Origin of the sequence: Luteipulveratus flavus (assembly GCF_029439465.1) — a bacterium.
Lineage (GTDB): Bacteria > Actinomycetota > Actinomycetes > Actinomycetales > Dermatophilaceae > Luteipulveratus > Luteipulveratus flavus.
In genome coordinates, this window is the sequence record NZ_JAROAV010000008.1 from 150,256 (window position 1) to 164,719 (window position 14,464).

The following is a 14,464-nucleotide window of genomic DNA, read 5'->3' on the forward strand; positions in this document are numbered from 1 at the left end:
CGCGAGCCGGCGCGGCGGACCGGTCAGGCGCGCGATGCCGCCCAGCCGGCGCCGGCCGCCGCGACCAGGGTGATCAGCAGGCCGAGCACGAGGCGTCCGCCGACCTCGTCGCGGGTGGAGGCGTCCAGAAGGTCCAGGACGAGCGCGGCCATCAGCTGCCCCGCGACCGACACCAGGCCGAACACCAGCACGCCGATCTCGCCGACCGCCCACGCCATGATCCCGATCACGCCGATGCCGAGGACACCGCCGAACCACGCCCACCACGGCGACCCGGTCGGCAGGTCCCAGGGGCCGCCCGACACGGCCGCCTGGTACCCCGCGACGGCGAGCAGGACGACCAGACCCACCAGGAAGTTCTGCCAGGTGGTCGACATCGGCTGCCCGGTCACCTGGTTGACCCGCCCGTTGACGGCCTGCTGGGCCGCGAGCAGCAGGCCGACAGCGAACGCCGCGGCGGCGGGCAGCAGCGACACCTCGTGCCCGCCGGAGTGCGCGGTCGACGACACGACCACCCCGACCACGGCGAGCGCAGCAGCCGCCACCCGGGCCGGCGTGATGTGCTGCACGCCGGCCGGTCCGAGCCCGGCGCGGTCGACGACCAGCGCACTGAGCGTCTGCCCGCCGACGACGCCGATGCTGAAGACCGCCACGCCGACCAGCGGGACCGACCAGGACTGCACCGCGACCAGCAGGCCGCCCGCCGCGCCGCCGATGCACTGCCACCAGCGCAACCGGCCACCGCGGACGGCCCGCCCGATCTCCCGTACTCCGGCGCGGATGCGCGGGACCAGCAGCACCATCAGGCTCAGCACGACCAGACCGGAGCCGAAGCTCCACAGCGCGGCCTCGACCGGCTGACCGCTGTGCACGCTGAGCGCGCCGTTCATCCGCGACTGCACGGCGAGCAGCGCGCCGGAGACCACGCCCCCGGCGAGCGCCGCCGACCGTGCCGACGACATCAGTGCGCGAAGTGGCGGGTTCCGGTGAAGTAGAGGGTCACACCGGCCTGCTCGGCGGCCTCGATCACTTCGGGGTCGCGCTTGGAACCGCCGGGCGCGACCACGGCCCGCACGCCGGCGTCGAGCAGCACCTGCAGGCCGTCGGCGAACGGGAAGAACGCATCGGACGCGGCGACCGCACCCCGGGCGCGCTCCTCGCCGGCACGCTTGACCGCGAGCTCGCAGGAGTCGACCCGGTTGACCTGGCCCATGCCGATGCCGACGGACGCGCCGTCACGGGCGAGCAGGATCGCGTTCGACTTCACCGCGCGGACCGCCCGCCAAGCGAACTGCAGGTCGGCGAGCGTCGCCTCGTCGGCGGCCTGCCCCGCGACCAGCCGCCAGCGCGACGCGTCGTCCCCCGTGAGGTTGCCGTCGGCGTCCTCCCCCTCTGCGTCGACGGCGTCCCGGTGCTGCATGAGCAGACCGCCCGAGACGGGCCGGGTCTCCACGCCACCGCGGGCCGGCGCAGCCGCCTTGAGCAGCCGCAGGCTCTTCTTGGCGGTCAGGACCTCCAGCGCCTCCGGCTCGAACTCCGGCGCCACGACGACCTCGGTGAAGATGTCCTTCACCGTCTCGGCCATCTCCTTGGTCACCGGCCGGTTGGTGGCGATGATGCCGCCGTACGCCGACACCGGGTCGCACGCGTGCGCCTTGCGGTGGGCGTCCGCGATCGTGCTGCCGGTGGCGATGCCGCAGGGGTTGGCGTGCTTGATGACCGCGACGGTCGGCTGGTCGCCATGGTCGTACGCGGCGCGGTGGGCGGCGTCGGCGTCGACATAGTTGTTGTACGACATCGCCTTGCCGTGCAGCTGCTCACCCTGCGCGAGACCCGGCTGCGGCTGAAAAGTGTTGGTGTACAACGCTGCCGGCTGGTGCGGGTTCTCGCCGTACCGCAGCGTGTCCGCCTTCTGGAAGGTCGCGCCCGCCCAGGCCGGGAACCCGTCGCCGCCGCTGGTGTCGGTGAGGACGTTGCCCATCCACGAGGCGACGGCGACGTCGTACGTCGCGGTGTGGACGAACGCCTGCGCCGCGAGCTGCTGACGCTGCGCAAGGGTGAAGCCGCCGGCGCGGACGGCCTCCAGCACGGCGTCGTAGGAGGTGGGGTCGGTCACGGTGGCGACGCTCGCGTGGTTCTTGGCGGAGGCGCGCACCATCGACGGGCCGCCGATGTCGATCTGCTCGACGCACTCCTCCTGGCTCGCGCCCGAGGCCACCGTCTGGGTGAACGGGTAGAGGTTGGAGATCACCAGGTCGAACGGCTCGACACCCAGCTCGCCGAGCTGACGGACGTGGTCGGGGTTGCGGGTGTCGGCGAGCAGGCCGGCGTGCACCTTCGGGTGCAGCGTCTTCACCCGTCCGTCGAGGCACTCGGGGAAGCCGGTGAGGTCCTCGACCTTCGTCACCGGGAGGCCGAGGTCGCCGATCAGCCTGGCGGAGCCACCGGTGGAGACCAGCTCGACGCCGGCCTCGTGCAGGCCGCGGGCGAGGTCGTCCAGCCCGGTCTTGTCGTAGACGGAGACGAGCGCGCGCTTGATCGGTCGGCGCTGGTCGGGGGCAGAGGTCACGGGCACTCCTTGAGAACGCTTCGGTCGATGAGGGCACCCAGGCGTTCGATGCACTCGACGTCACTCCCTGGTGGTCACCCACCTGCGCCAGTCGTGTGCGGCCAGGCTAGTCGACGCCGCCGAGCCTCACCCTGCGCCCGTCGATGGCGAAGCCCTCGCGGGCCATCCGGCCGACGTACTCGACCAGCTGCGGGCGCTCCGCCTGCTTGATCCGCTCGGTGAGCGCCTCGACGTCGTCGTCGTCCTCGACCGGCACCACGCACTGGGCGACGATCACCCCGGTGTCGACGCCCTCGTCCACGACGAACAGCGTCGCGCCGGCGACCTTCACGCCGTAGTCCAGCGCGTCGCGCGGTCCGTGGATCCCGGGGAAGGCCGGGAGCAGCGCGTTGTGGCTGTTGAGGTAGCGGCCGGCGAACCGGGCGAGGAAAGCAGGCCCGACGAGCTTGAGGAATCCGGCGGACACCACCAGCTCGGGCTCGTACGCGGCGACGTCGGCGGTCAGCGCGGCGTCCCACGTCTCCCGGGAGGTGAAGTCCCGGACGCGGCGGACGAAGGTCGGGATGCCGGCGCGCTCGGCTCGCGCCAGCCCCTCGATACCGTCGCGGTCCGCACCGACCGCGGCGATGCGCACGCCGTACGCCGGGTCCGCGCTCGCCTCGATCAGGGCCTGCAGGAGGGTGCCCGATCCGGAGACCAGGACGACGATCGGGGTCGGTGCTGTCACGGCGGGAAGGCTACCGAGTCAGACCCCGGGCGCGGCCGCCGCAGGTGCTGGGAGAGGATGAGGGCCCAGCGACAAGGAGTGATGTGACCGAGCAGAAGCGGGTGCTGCCACCCGGAGCCGTCCACTCACGTCGCGCTGCGTTCTACCTCCTGCTGGGGTTCCTCGCCTCGCTCATGCCGATGCCGTTCAACCTCGTCGCCCTCGTCCCGCTCGCCGTCGCCGTGTGGGCGTCGGTGCAGTGCCTGCGCGCCCTCGGCGCCTCGGGCGCTTCCAAGGGCATGCGGCTGTGGAGCGGCATCGGGCTCGCGCTGACGGTGGTGCTGTTCGTCATCGTCGCGATCCCGTACGCCTTCTACGAGTCGACCTTCGACTACCAGGAGTGCCAGGCCGGAGCCAACACTCAGGCCGCGCAGACGGCCTGCCAGACCCGGTTCGGCGAGAGCTCGGACCTGCTGCACCGGTTCATGCGGGAGGGCTGACCTCAGCGGCGGGTCCGCCACAGGTGCAGCGTCGTCGTGCTGACGAGCGCCCCGACGACGAGCTCGCCGATCAGCAGCGGGATGGCCAGCACCGACGGACCCACGTAGTCCAGCCTGGAGCCGGCGACGCCCATGCTCCCGGCGTACGCCACCGCCACCACACCGACGCCCGCGAGCGTCGCGGCCACGACGGCGGTCTGGACCTTCGACCGCCAGGAGGCCAGGGCCGCGAGCCCGCGCAGGGTGTACCAGCCGACGAAGGCGCCGACGGCGACCGGCGCCAGCGGAGCCAGCGGCGCCCACCACGGAGCCGCGCCCGCCTCGGGAAGCGCACCGAGCACGGGGACGAGCGGCAGGATCCCCGGCGTGACCGAGGCGTGGCCCACGGTGACCGCCCCCAGGTGCAGGCTCGCGCCGCTCAGCCAGGTCGCGGCGTAGGCGGCGAAGTTCGGAGCGGCGAACAGCTGGCCGCCGGTCAGGATCGTCCCGCCGATGATGCCGGCGTCCAGCTCGCCGTTGATCTGGGTCACCCGGCTCCAGGAGGTCACGACCGCGAGGAGTACGAGCGCCAGGCCGAGCGCCAGCAGGACGCCCGTGCCCACCAGGGCCGGACGCAACGCGCGGACCAGGACGGCCGGCCGCTCGCGCACCCAGCGGGCGGGCCGCGCGGAGGCGATGCCGTCGCCGCGGCGGTCGTCGCGCCACAGCGCCCACAGCACACCGAGGACCGCCACCACCACGGCACCGGGGACCACCAGGAGCGGGTTCGGGCGAGCGGGGCCGGTCCACCCGACGAGCGCGAGCACGACGCCGGTGAGGGCGTACCCGGCCACGTACGCCAGCGCGACCCGGAACCATAGGCCGCTCGTCCGCCGCGTCAGCTGCACCAGAACGCTGGTCGCGGCCAGACGGGCGAGCAGGACCGCGGCCGCCGTGAGCAGGAGAGGCGGTGCGACCACGCTCGCCCCGTCGTCCGGCACACCGAGCGGGGCGCGGTGGGCGAGGGTCCACCCGTCGGCGGCGATGCTGAGGGCGTCCGACCAGCTCGTGGTGCTGTGGGCGTCGGCGAACCAGGCGGCCATCACCGGCAGGACCAGCAGCAGCGCGAGGGCGACCGCCCCGACCGCGCCGTACCCGGCGGCGGCGAGCAGCAGGCGTGGTGGCCGGTCGGTGGACGGCGTCGGGACGATCTGGCGGGTGCGTTCGAGCAGACTCATGGCCGCTCCATCGTCACCGCCGCGCACCCCGAACCCCGGGAGCCGCGCCGTCCCTCCGGCAAATCGTGGCCAGCAGTACAGCCATGCGTGTGCCGGGGGCCAGCTTCTGCCGGACAGGGCGGCGGGGGACGACGAACGGCCGGTCATCCACGAGGGGTGACCGGCCGTCGTACGCGTGGACCTACTTCGTGAGGCCCTGCATGATCTCGCGCATCAGCTCCGCGGTCTCGGACGGCGTCTTGCCGACCTTGACGCCGGCGGCCTCGAGGGCTTCCTTCTTCGCGGCGGCCGTGCCGGAGGAGCCGGACACGATGGCGCCGGCGTGGCCCATGGTCTTGCCCTCCGGAGCGGTGAAGCCGGCGACGTAGCCGACGACCGGCTTGGTCACGTGGTCCTTGATGTACGCGGCCGCGCGCTCCTCGGCGTCGCCGCCGATCTCGCCGATCATGACGATCGCGTCGGTCTCGTCGTCCTTCTCGAACGCCTCGAGCGCGTCGATGTGGGTGGTGCCGATGATCGGGTCGCCGCCGATGCCGATGGCCGAGGAGAAACCGAACTCCCGCAGCTCGTACATCATCTGGTACGTCAGCGTGCCCGACTTGGAGACCAGGCCGATGCGGCCGGGGCCGGCGATGTCGGCCGGGATGATGCCCGCGTTGGACTTCCCGGGGCTGATCAGGCCCGGGCAGTTCGGGCCGATGATGCGGGTCGCCTTGTTGACCGAGTAGTTGTAGAACTCCGCGGTGTCCTTGACGGCGATGCCCTCGGTGATGACGACGGCCAGCGGGATCTCGGCGTCGATCGCCTCGATGACGGCCGACTTGGCGAACGCCGGCGGCACGAAGACGACCGAGACGTTGGCGCCGGTGGCCTCGATGGCTTCCTTGACCGTGCCGAAGACGGGGATCTGGTGCCCGCCGTCGAACTCGACCTCGGTGCCGGCCTTACGCGGGTTCACACCACCGACGATGGTGGTGCCGGACGCGAGCATGCGCTGGGTGTGCTTCATGCCCTCGGAGCCGGTCATGCCCTGGACGATGACCTTGCTGTCAGCGTTGAGAAAGATTGCCATTGCTCCGGGTCCTTACTTCGCCGCGGCGAGCTCGGCGGCCTTGGCCGCGGCGCCGTCCATGGTCTCTTCGATGGTGACGAGCGGGTGGTTGCGCTCGGCGAGGATGCGGCGACCCTCCTCGACGTTGTTGCCGTCCAGGCGGACGACGAGCGGCTTGGTCGCCTCGTCGCCCAGCTTGTCCAGGGCGCCGACGATGCCGTTGGCGACCGCGTCGCAGGCGGTGATGCCGCCGAAGACGTTCACGAACACGCTCTTGACCTGCTCGTCACCGAGGATGACGTGCAGACCGTTGGCCATGACCTCGGCCGAGGCGCCGCCGCCGATGTCGAGGAAGTTGGCCGGCTTGGGGTGCTCGCCCGCACCGCCCGTGACCTTCTCACCCGCGTACGCGACGACGTCCAGGGTCGACATGACCAGGCCCGCGCCGTTGCCGATGATGCCGACGTCGCCGTCGAGCTTGACGTAGTTGAGGCCCTTCTCCTTGGCCTGTGCCTCCAGCGGGTCGGCGGCGGCCTTGTCCTCCAGCGCCGCGTGCTCCGGCTGGCGGAAGTCGGCGTTGCCGTCCAGCGTGACCTTGCCGTCGAGGGCGACGATCTCGCCGTCGTCGGTCTTGACCAGCGGGTTGACCTCGACCAGGGTCGCGTCCTCGTCGCGGTAGACCTCCCACAGCTTCTGCAGGACGGGCACGATCTTGGCGCCCGTCTCGGCGTCGAAGCGGGCGGCGTCCACGATCTCGCGGGCCTTCGCCTCATCGATGCCGACGTTCGGGTCGACGGCGACGCGGGCCAGCGCCTCCGGACGCTCGACCGCCAGCTGCTCGATGTCCATGCCGCCCTCCTTGGAGCACATGGCGAGGTAGCGACGCTCGGCACGGTCCAGCAGGATCGAGAAGTAGTACTCCTCGGCGATCTTGGCGCCCTGGGCGATCATCACGGTGCCGACGGTGTGGCCCTTGATGTCCATGCCGAGGATCTGCGCGGCGTGCTGCTCGGCCTCGTCCGCGGACTTGGCGACCTTGACGCCGCCGGCCTTACCGCGACCGCCGGTCTTGACCTGTGCCTTGACGACGGTGACCCCGCCCGACCTGGCACCGATCTCCTCGGCCGCGGCCTTGGCGTCCGCCGGCGTCGTGGCGACCTTGCCCGCCAGCACCGGTACACCGTGCGCCTCGAACATGTCGCGCGCTTGGTACTCGAAAAGATCCACGGGGAATCTGCTCCATCGTCATTGAAGGGATCGTCCTTGGTGAGGGTATCCCCGCGCCGAGGGGCCGCTGACGGCGAGCAGCGCGGACCACGCTCACGCGCAACGTTCTACACCCGCGAGGCCGCGAAGCCGTACTCGGGGAACGTGCGCGTGAGCGGGGTCACACGGGTCAGGCGGCCTTCGGGACCGTGATCGTGTTGAGGTCCTTCGTGGCGTACGACCACACCATGGCGCCGATGGTGTCGGTGTTCTTGTCGAGCGCGTCCAGGTCCAGGTTCTGGCTGGTGTCGCACGACTGGTGGTAGCAGGGATCGAACTCAGCGCCCGCCTCGCCGCCCCACTTGTCCGCCTGCGCCTGGGACTTGGTCTCCTCGCCGCCGGAGTAGACGCCACCGGTCGGGATGCCGGCGTCGATGAACGCCGCGTGGTCGCTGCGGCCCTGCGGGTCGGTGTACTCCCACTTCACACCGACCTCGTCGTAGTGCGCGGTGAGATCGTCACGGATGCCGTTGCCGTTGGAGTTGTCGTCGTAGACGAAGTAGCCGGGGTTCGGCGAGGCGATCATGTCGAAGTTGGTGTAGCTCGCGATGGCCGACGTGTCGCCGCTGCTGAGCGAGTCGACGTAGTGGGTCGAGCCGTAGAGGCCCTGCTCCTCGGCGCCCCAGAACGCGAACCGCACGGTGTTCGTGGGCTTCTCGCCGGACTTCGCGTACGTCAGGGCGGTCTCCAGGACGCCGGCGGTGCCGCTGCCGTTGTCGTTGATGCCGGGCCCCTCCTCGACGCTGTCCAGGTGCGAGCCGAACATCACGACCTTGCCGGACGTGCCGCCCGGCCAGTCGGCGATGACGTTGTACGACGTGCCGTTCGGGCTGTCGAACTCCTGGACGGTGGTCGTGAAGCCGGCCTCGTCCAGCTTGCCCTTCACGTAGTCGACCGACGCCTGGTAGCCGGCGCTGCCGGCGGCGCGGTTGCCCCCGTTGTCGTCGGCGATCTTCTGCAGCTGGTCCAGGTGGGCCTTGGTCGCGTCGACCGGGATGTCGGGTCCGGCGAGGGTCGGCACGGCGGCGAGACCGGTCCGCTCGGGTGCGCTGATGGCTCCGGCCACGCTGGGGTGGGCGAACGTCGCGGCAGCGACGACTCCGGTCAGGGCGGCCAGGGGGCGCAGGTACGGCATGGGTCTCCTCCGTCGGTTCACCCGACCGGTCGGCCGGGTGGCCCTCCACGCTGTCGGCCGTGGCGTCGTCTGTGAACCGCGGATGTCGAGAGTGAGTCCGTTCCTGACCGGAACATGGCCGGCCGCGGAGGTCGCCTTGGTACGCCGGGGCGGGCGGCCCGCCGCGGGGCTCCGTTCACCGTCGCGCCCCGGAACGGGGAACGGCCCCCGGAGCCGCAGCTCCGGGGGCCGTTCGGTGGACCGTCACGAGGTGATCGGTCAGGGGGTCTCGGCCTGCTTCGGCACACCGATCGCGTCGAACGCCTTGGCGACGCCGACGCTCTGCGCCGAGCCCGCGCCGTACAGGTCCTTGGCGGACTTGATCGCGGCGTCGCGAGCGGCCGGGTAGTCGCTGCGCTTGGTCAGGTAGACCGACAGCGCGCGGTACCAGACCTTCTCGGCGGCGTCGCGGCCCACGCCGGTCACCGTCGAGCCGTCACACGTCGGGCTGTTGTACGCCACGCCGTTGACCGTCTTGGCGCCCGAGCCCTCCGAGGCCAGGAAGAACCAGTGGTTCAGCGGGCCCGAGGAGTAGTGCGGGTCGAGCTTCTTGACCGTGGAGTCCCAGCAGTCGCGGGACTTGCCGTCCTTGGAGGGCTGGTCCATGTACCGCAGCGGCTTGCCGTCGCCGCGGATGTTGATCTCCTCGCCGATCAGGTAGTCACCCGGGTCGGAGGCATTGGCGGCGTTCCACTCCACGGCGGTGCCGAAGATGTCGGAGGTCGCCTCGTTCAGACCGCCCGCGTCGCCGCGGTAGACCAGGCCTGCGGTGTTCTCGGTGACACCGTGGCTCATCTCGTGGCCGGAGACGTCGAGCGAGGTCAGCGGGTTGGCGTTGTTGATGCCGTCGCCGTACGTCATCTGCGTGCCGTCCCAGAACGCGTTGACGTACGCGTCGCCGTAGTGCACCCGGGAGGGAGCGCCCTTGCCGGTGTCCCAGATGCCGCGCCGGCCGAGCACAGTGTTGTAGTAGTCGTACGTCTTGTCCGCGCCGTACTGCGCGTCGACGGCGGCCGACTGCCGGTCGGTGGTGGAGCCGTTGCCCCACACGTCGTCGGCGTCGGTGAACTGCGTGCCCGTGCCCTTGGTGGCGCCGTTGAGGTCGGTGGTGAACGCACCGGTCGTCGGGTTCTTCAGCTGGTAGGACGGGGCCGCGCCGCTGGTGGACAGGGTCACGTCGCCGACGTGGATGCCGTGGCCGGTGCCGTCGGCGATCTCGTCCCAGCTGTCCAGCACCTTGCCGTTGCGGGCGTCGACGAACGTGTGCAGCCGCGACGGGGTCTGGTCGGCGCGGACGCCGCTGCGCAGGATGTCGTACGCCAGCCGCGGGCCGTGGTCGGTGACCAGGACGACGAGCTCGGTCGTGGTCGAGGCGGCCTTGAGGTCACCGACGGCGACCTTGCTCGCGGCGGCCGAGCGGGACAGCGAGGCGCTGGTCGACGCGACGGCGACGGACGCCCGGCCCGATGTGCCGGCGAGAGCACCCTTGCCGTTGCGGTGGGCGACGAAGTCCCCGCCGACGACGCGCAGGCCCTGGAAGGTGCGCTCGTACCGGACGTGGGTCGTGCCGTCGCGGTCGCTCACGACCGTCTTGACCTGGAGGGCCTCGCCCGAGCCCAGGTGCAGAGCGGCGGCCATGTCGGCGACGCGTGACTTCTCGACGGCCACGGAGGCCGGCCCGGACGGAGCCGGGCTCGCCGAGCCGAGGCCAGCGGCGTGGGCGGACAGGGGTGCGGCGACGGCCAGAGCCAGACAGGTCGTGCCGGCAGCCATGGTGATGCGCTTCACGAATGAAACTCCTCTCGACGCGGTGCGCGACGGGGGTGGCGCACCGACCTTCAGGAGGATGCCGCAGCAGGGCCGATCATGGGCGGCAACGGCGGAACTCGTCGCGGGTCGCGCGGATCAGGCCTGGGCGGAGGTGCCGACGTGCTCTCGGACCCAGCCGACGATCTCGCCGGTCGTGGCGCCCGGGGTGAACACCTTCTGCACGCCCATCCGCGCCAGCTCGGGCACGTCCTCGTCGGGGATGATCCCGCCGCCGAAGACCACGATGTCGGCGGCGTCGCGCTCGCGCAGCAGCTCGGTGACGCGAGCGAACTGCGTCATGTGGGCCCCGGAGAGGACCGAGAGGCCCACGGCGTCGGCGTCCTCCTGGATGGCGGCCTCCACGATCTGCTCCGGCGTCTGGTGCAGACCGGTGTAGATGACCTCCATGCCCGCGTCCCGCAGGGCGCGGGCGACGACCTTGGCTCCCCGGTCGTGCCCGTCCAGTCCGGGCTTGGCGACGACGACGCGCAACGGTGCGGCACTCATGGGTCGCAGCGTAGCTCTCGGTGAGACGGCGCTCACACGCGCCTGGGCGCTGATAGCACCATCTGTGACCCACGTCGCTACTCATCGGTAAGGAGAGACAGAGGTCACACGAATGTCTGCGAAACCGCGCGTTCACAGGTGATCAGGCGAACAGATCAGCGGGCTCGGCCCCTTTCGTCCACAGATTTCGTCGCGTTCGGGCCACGTCACGAACAGATCACGTTAGGGTTGCGCCCGGCCCACCGTCCCCCATTGCAGAAGTTGGTGCCATCTTGTCCCGGAACTATCAGGGGCGTCACCGCGCTGTGTCGATCTCTCCGATGCAGAGCGCACGGGTCGCACTACCCGCTCTCGCAGCCGCGTCTCTCACCGTCGCCGCCGCCGGCACGGCGTTCGCGACCGATGGAGGCTCGCAGGCCAGCAGCGGTCACCTCACCACCGGCGCAGCGGACACCACGCAGTGGACCCGCGGTCAGGCCCAGACGGCCTCCCGGTCCATGTCGACCGTCGCGTCCAGCTCCGCCGCCGCCAAGGCGCGCACGGCCGCCGCCGCGAAGACGCGGGCCCGGATCGACGCGGCCAACAAGGCGCTCACCGCCAAGAACTTCGCTGCACGTCGCGCCGCGCTGGGTGCGATCGACTCCAGCAACGGCACCATGACCAGCTACTCGGCCCCCGCGCCGAAGCCGGCCGCCAAGCCCGCCGCGCCCGCTCCCCGGGTCAGCCGGTCCGCGCCCGCTCCGCAGGCGCCCTCGACCAGCAACGGCTGGGTCCGCCCGCTCAGCGGCGGCACGTACACCTCCGGCTTCGGCAGCCGTTGGGGCCGGCTGCACGCCGGTGTCGACTTCGCCACCCCGATCGGCACCACCCTGCGCGCCATGAACGACGGCGAGATCACCGCGGTGGGCTACTACGGCGGCCAGGGCCTGCGGGTCAACATCCGCTTCGACAACGGCACCGAGGCCGTCTACGCGCACATGTCGCGCGCGACGGTGTCCGTCGGCGAGCACGTGTCGGCCGGCGAGCGCCTCGGCCTGTCGGGCAACACCGGCAACTCCACCGGGCCGCACCTGCACCTGGAGATCCACATCGGCGGGGAGCCCATCAACCCCTACCCGTGGCTGTCCGCGCGAGGGCTCATCTGAGTCCCAGCGCCTTGACGACGGCGAAGGCCGCCACCCCAGGTCGGGTGGCGGCCTTCGCCGTCGTCTCAGAGCTTCTCGACCGGGGCGTAGCGCAGCAGCAGCCGCTTCACGCCGGTGTCCCCACCGAAGTCGACGTGCGCCATGGCCCGCTCGCCCTGCCCCTCGACCCGCACGACCGTGCCGAGCCCGAACGAGTCGTGGGTGACCTTGTCGCCGGAGTCCAGCGAGATGACGGGACGGTTGCCGGGGCTGCGGACGCCCGGACGGCTCGCGAGCCGCGCCACGGCCGGGGTGGTCGAGCGCGGTGAGCCGGTCGGCGCCACCCGTTCCCAGTCGATGAGGTGGGACGGGATCTCGTCCAGGAACCGCGACGGCGGGTTGTACTGCGGGGCACCCCACGCCGACCGCACCTGGGCGCGGGACAGGTGGAGCCGCTCGCGCGCCCGGGTGATGCCGACGTACGCCAGCCGCCGCTCCTCCTCCAGCTCGGTGTTGTCCCCGAGCGAGCGCAGGTGCGGGAAGGTGCCGTCCTCCATGCCGGTGAGGAAGACGACCGGGAACTCCAGGCCCTTGGCAGTGTGGAGCGTCATCATCGTGATGACGCCGCCGTCCTCGGCCTGTTCGGCGCCCTCCTCGTCGGGGATCTCGTCGGAGTCGGCGACCAGCGAGACCTGCTCCAGGAAGTCCTCCAGGCTGCCGTCGGGGTAGGCCTCGTCGAACTCGCGCGCGACCGCGACGAGCTCGGCGAGGTTCTCGACGCGGGTCTCGTCCTGGGGGTCGTGGCTGGCGCGCAGCTCGGTGAGGTAGCCGGAGCGGTCCAGGATCGCCTCCAGCAGGTCACCGGCGCCGGCGCCCGCCTCGCGGGTCTCACGCAACCCCTCCAGCAGTGCGGTGAACCCCTTGATGGCGGTGAGCGACCGGGTCGCGATGCCGGGTGCGTCCTCGGCCCGGCCCAGGGCAGCGACGAACGGGATGCGCTCCCGCTCGGCCAACGTGGACACGCACGCCTCGGCCCGGTCGCCGATGCCGCGCTTGGGGACGTTGAGGATGCGTCGCAGGTTGACGGTGTCCGCGGGGTTGGAGACCACCCGCAGGTAGGCGAGCGCGTCCTTGACCTCGCGGCGCTCGTAGAACCGGGTGCCGCCGACGACCTTGTACGGCAGCCCGACCCGGACGAACACCTCCTCGATCGCGCGCGACTGGGCGTTGGTGCGGTAGAAGACCGCGACGTCCTGTGGCTTGACGCCCTCCTTGTCGCCGAGCCGGTCGATCTGGCGGGCGATGAAGGCCGCCTCGTCGTGCTCGGAGTCGGCGACGTACCCGATGATCGCGGCGCCGTCCCCGGAGGAGGTCCACAGGTTCTTCTTGCGCCGGTCGGGGTTCTTCTCGATCACGGCGTTGGCGGCCTGCAGGATGGTCTGGGTGGAGCGGTAGTTCTGCTCCAGCAGGATCGTGCGGGCGTCGGGGTAGTCCTTCTCGAACTCCACGATGTTGCGGATGGTCGCCCCGCGGAAGGCGTAGATCGACTGGTCGGCGTCGCCCACCACGCACAGCTCGGCCGGCGGGACGGTGCCCAGCGCCGGGTCCTCCAGGGTGTGACCGACCAGCTCCTTCACCAGGACGTACTGCGCGTGGTTGGTGTCCTGGTACTCATCGACCATCACGTGCCGGAACCGGCGTCGGTAGTGCTCGGCGACGTCCGGGAACGCCTGCAGGATGTTGACGGTGGTCATGATCAGGTCGTCGAAGTCCATCGCGTTGGCCTGCCGCAGCCGGCGCTGGTAGGCGCTGTACGCCTCGGCGAGCGTCCGCTCCTGATGGGTGCCCTCGACGACCTGCGAGGCGTACGTCTCCTCGTCGACCAGCTCGTTCTTGAGGTTGCTCACCTGGTGGGTGAACGAGCGTGGCGGGTAGCGCTTGGGGTCCAGGTCCATGTCGCGCAGCACCATCGCCATCAGCCGCTGGCTGTCCGCGGCGTCGTAGATGGAGAAGGTCGACCTCATCCCGATCTTGCCGGCCTCGCGGCGCAGGATGCGCACGCACGCGGAGTGGAACGTGGAGACCCACATCGCCTTGGCCGCCCCGCCGACCAGCTGCTCGACGCGCTCACGCATCTCGGCCGCGGCCTTGTTGGTGAAGGTGATCGCGAGGATCTGCCCCGGCTGCGCGCCGCGCTCGGCGAGCAGGTAGGCGATCCGGTGGGTGAGCACCCGGGTCTTGCCCGAGCCGGCACCGGCCACGATGAGCAGCGGGCTGCCGTGGTGGACGACCGCCTCGCGCTGCTGCGGGTTCAGCCCCTCCAGCAGCTGCTCGGCGTCGGGTCGTCCGGGCCGCTCCCCCTCCGGACCGTGACCGAGGCTCGCCCAGGTGGGTACGCCGCGCTCGTCCACCTCCCCCTGCCGCTGGTGATCCAGCAGGTCGGTGGTGGGAGACGCCTGGGCAGGCGTCAGTCCGGGCAGAGGAAGGTCATCGAACAGGCTGCTCATCTCGACGCCAACCCTACGTCGATTCACCGACACG

12 protein-coding genes and 1 riboswitch are annotated in these 14,464 nt (G+C 71.3%); of the genes, 2 read left to right on the plus strand and 10 right to left on the minus strand.

The genetic code is table 11. The features are described 5' to 3' along the window. Nucleotides 1-23 precede the first annotated feature (23 nt). The 3 genes from P4R38_RS02460 to purN all read right to left on the minus strand — a co-directional run bounded on the left by P4R38_RS02460 (nucleotide 24) and on the right by purN (nucleotide 3,296). Entirely contained in the window at nucleotides 24-962 is a 939-nt protein-coding gene (locus tag P4R38_RS02460) for a DMT family transporter (RefSeq protein WP_277190897.1), read from the minus strand. Further along, nucleotides 962-2,569 carry a bifunctional phosphoribosylaminoimidazolecarboxamide formyltransferase/IMP cyclohydrolase gene (purH, locus tag P4R38_RS02465; RefSeq protein ID WP_277190898.1) on the minus strand — a complete coding sequence of 536 codons (1,608 nt, stop codon included), beginning with the start codon at nucleotides 2,567-2,569 and terminating at the stop codon, nucleotides 962-964. Before purH ends, P4R38_RS02460 begins: the two co-directional genes overlap by 1 nt. Nucleotides 2,570-2,597: 28 nt before the next feature. Then, nucleotides 2,598-2,674: riboswitch (ZMP/ZTP riboswitch) on the minus strand. 1 nt (nucleotide 2,675) lies between these two features. Then, nucleotides 2,676-3,296 (minus strand): phosphoribosylglycinamide formyltransferase, encoded by a 621-nt coding sequence (purN, locus tag P4R38_RS02470; protein WP_277190899.1) that lies wholly within the window; start codon nucleotides 3,294-3,296, stop codon nucleotides 2,676-2,678. 83 nt (nucleotides 3,297-3,379) lie between these two features. On the opposite strand from purN, the gene P4R38_RS02475 reads away from it, so the two are divergent. Further along, nucleotides 3,380-3,775, plus strand: a complete 396-nt coding sequence (locus P4R38_RS02475) for a hypothetical protein (RefSeq protein ID WP_277190900.1) — start codon at nucleotides 3,380-3,382, stop codon at nucleotides 3,773-3,775. 2 nt (nucleotides 3,776-3,777) lie between these two features. Here P4R38_RS02475 and P4R38_RS02480 read toward each other — a convergent pair whose 3' ends face one another. From P4R38_RS02480 to P4R38_RS02505, 6 genes are all read right to left on the minus strand, one after another. Further along, complete coding sequence (locus P4R38_RS02480; protein WP_277190901.1) at nucleotides 3,778-4,992, minus strand: cell division protein PerM; 1,215 nt, start codon at nucleotides 4,990-4,992, stop codon at nucleotides 3,778-3,780. A gap of 181 nt (nucleotides 4,993-5,173) precedes the next feature. After that, nucleotides 5,174-6,064: a succinate--CoA ligase subunit alpha gene (gene sucD, locus P4R38_RS02485; RefSeq protein WP_275239768.1), complete on the minus strand. Its 891-nt coding sequence runs from the start codon at nucleotides 6,062-6,064 to the stop codon at nucleotides 5,174-5,176. A 12-nt stretch (nucleotides 6,065-6,076) separates the two neighbouring features. Then, nucleotides 6,077-7,270, minus strand: coding sequence for an ADP-forming succinate--CoA ligase subunit beta (gene sucC, locus P4R38_RS02490; RefSeq protein WP_275239769.1), 1,194 nt, complete (start codon nucleotides 7,268-7,270; stop codon nucleotides 6,077-6,079). Nucleotides 7,271-7,439: 169 nt separating this feature from the next. Then, nucleotides 7,440-8,444, minus strand: a complete 1,005-nt coding sequence (locus P4R38_RS02495; protein WP_277190902.1) for a M28 family metallopeptidase — start codon at nucleotides 8,442-8,444, stop codon at nucleotides 7,440-7,442. A 258-nt stretch (nucleotides 8,445-8,702) separates the two neighbouring features. Continuing rightward, nucleotides 8,703-10,271 carry a M4 family metallopeptidase gene (locus P4R38_RS02500; protein WP_277190903.1) on the minus strand — a complete coding sequence of 523 codons (1,569 nt, stop codon included), beginning with the start codon at nucleotides 10,269-10,271 and terminating at the stop codon, nucleotides 8,703-8,705. A gap of 117 nt (nucleotides 10,272-10,388) precedes the next feature. Beyond that, nucleotides 10,389-10,799 (minus strand): cobalamin B12-binding domain-containing protein, encoded by a 411-nt coding sequence (locus P4R38_RS02505; protein ID WP_277190904.1) that lies wholly within the window; start codon nucleotides 10,797-10,799, stop codon nucleotides 10,389-10,391. Between the two features lie 320 nt (nucleotides 10,800-11,119). Here P4R38_RS02505 and P4R38_RS02510 point away from each other — a divergent pair, with 320 nt between their 5' ends. Then, complete coding sequence (locus P4R38_RS02510; RefSeq protein WP_275239775.1) at nucleotides 11,120-11,944, plus strand: M23 family metallopeptidase; 825 nt, start codon at nucleotides 11,120-11,122, stop codon at nucleotides 11,942-11,944. Nucleotides 11,945-12,009: 65 nt separating this feature from the next. On the opposite strand, the gene pcrA is transcribed toward P4R38_RS02510, so the two are convergent. Then, nucleotides 12,010-14,430 carry a DNA helicase PcrA gene (pcrA, locus tag P4R38_RS02515; RefSeq protein ID WP_277190905.1) on the minus strand — a complete coding sequence of 807 codons (2,421 nt, stop codon included), beginning with the start codon at nucleotides 14,428-14,430 and terminating at the stop codon, nucleotides 12,010-12,012. Between the last annotated feature and the right edge of the window lie 34 nt (nucleotides 14,431-14,464).